The organism is Pseudomonas sp. 5Ae-yellow (assembly GCF_014077575.1).
GTDB lineage: Bacteria > Pseudomonadota > Gammaproteobacteria > Pseudomonadales > Pseudomonadaceae > Halopseudomonas > Halopseudomonas neustonica.
In genome coordinates this window covers 1-1969 of the sequence record NZ_JACGWE010000099.1, presented here as the reverse complement: position 1 = coordinate 1969, position 1969 = coordinate 1, and the positions used below count along the sequence as shown (strand labels likewise).

The 1969-nt window shown below is 60.2% G+C and carries 1 protein-coding gene; it reads left to right on the top strand.

Annotated elements, in window-relative coordinates:
* The first annotated feature begins 886 nt into the window (after positions 1 to 886).
* A complete protein-coding gene (locus H4J77_RS19385; RefSeq protein WP_182250088.1) occupies positions 887 to 1744 on the top strand; it encodes a DMT family transporter in 858 nt (285 codons plus the stop codon).
* Positions 1745 to 1969 lie beyond the last annotated feature (225 nt).

The window sequence follows — 1969 nt, the reverse complement described above, 5'->3', positions numbered from 1 at the left end:
CCAGCAACGCGGCATCGTGCTTGAACTCAGTTGAAAACGTACGACGTTGTCTTGTCATGGAACACCTCAGCTATGGCGGTAAATTTACCACCCATTTCGGTGTCCGGGATTAGTAGACCACTACACCCATGCTCCAGCGTGGGAACGCAGCCCCGGACGCTCCGCGTCCATCCAACTACCCGCACTGCCAGAACCCGATCGTTCCCATGCCTCACCGAGGGAATGTACGCCTCTGTGGGTTGATCTAGTAAGCCTTTCGCCCTGATGGCGAGTCAGGGGAAATGCTTGGCCATTTCCCCCGACACTCCCTAGGCCACCCCAACTGCCCGGCCCTTCGGGTTCGCTGCGTTGCTCGATCTGCCGGGGATGCGCGCAAACTCGGCGCTTCGCACCTCAGACACCGCGCACATCTTTTTCCCGCCAGCCCTGCGCTACTCGCCCGCGCAGACGGGGACTTGGGGGCAGTGCAGTGGTCAAGTCCTGCGTCTGACCTACTCACTCGCCACCAGATCGTTCCCACGCTCTGCGTGGGAATGCATCGCCGGACGCTCTGCGTCCATGCCCGCTGCGGCTATGAGCTTGCGCGAGCTGTGCCCGACTGCTAGCCTTCCTCTCGCTGTACCCCATTTCCTGCATGAGTTGCATGATGAACCATTCCTTGAGCATCGCTGTTGCTGTTGCCTGCGCCCCTCCCGGCGTCGGACGCGCGTGCTCGCAGGCAGTGGTTCTGTCACCGCCAGGCGCCCCTCCGCGGGTAGCCGGTGTCGTTGCTGCAGCGCCGCCTCGCGCGCTCTGAAACACCAAAACATCCTTTTCTGTTCTTCGACGTTTCGCGCCAATTAGCGATTATTAGCGTCGGGAACCTGTGTTTTGACAGGTGATTGTCATGCTATTCAAACAACTGAACTGGGCCGCTATCGGCCCGACCGTGCTCTTTGTGCTGCTCTGGAGTGCGGGTGCGATCTTCTCTAAATGGGGGCTGGAACACGCCTCTGCGTTTGCTTTTCTGCTGCTGCGCTTTGCCCTGGCTTGTGTTGCCCTGGGGCTGCTGGCGCTTACTCGCCGCCGCTGGTTGCCGCAGCCGGGCACCCGCCGCCAGGTAGCGCTGGTGGGGGTGCTGATGACCGGCGGTTACACCATCTTCTACTTGCTCTCCCTCGACGCCGGGCTAACCCCCGGTGTGCTGGCAACCGTGCTTGGGGTGCAACCCATCCTGACGTTGATGCTGCTGGAGCGGCGCGCGAGCGGGTTGCGCGTGGCCGGTCTGCTGTTGGCGTTGGGTGGCCTGACGCTGGTGGTGCTCGATAGTCTGCTGGCGGCGCGCTTCTCGCTGCTGGGCATTGGTCTGTCGTTGGCGGCGCTGTTGTGCATTACGGTGGGCTCGATCTTTCAGAAGGGTATTCAGCAGTCGCCGATGGATGTGTTGCCGTTGCAATACGCCTTGGGTTTGCTGATGTGCGCGCTGGTTGCGCCCTTTCAGCCGTTCGAGGTGGAGTGGTCTGTTGGCTTTGTTGTGCCACTGTTCTACATGGGCGTGTTGATTTCGGTCGGTGCGACGCTGCTTTTGTATCGGCTGATTCGGATGGGCAACTTGGTTAACGTGACTAGTTTGTTTTATCTGATGCCCGGGACTACGGCGTTGTTGGATTATCTGTTTTTGGGTAATCGGATGGCGTTGGGGAGTTTGCTGGGGATGGGGTTGATTGTGGTGGGGTTGGTTTTGGTGTTTCGGCAGAGGGTGTGATGTTGTGCGCCTGACAGTGCTGATCGTTCCCACGCTCTGCGTGGGAATGCAGCCCCGGACGCTCTACGTCCATACCAACTGCCTGTGCTATCCAGCGTGATAGCGCGCACATCCTTAACTTCTCGGTAGGTTGATGTGATCAGCCTTTCGCCCTGATGGCGAGTCAGGGGAAATGCCTGGCCATTTCCCCCGACACCCCCTAGGCCACCCCAACTGCCCGGCCCT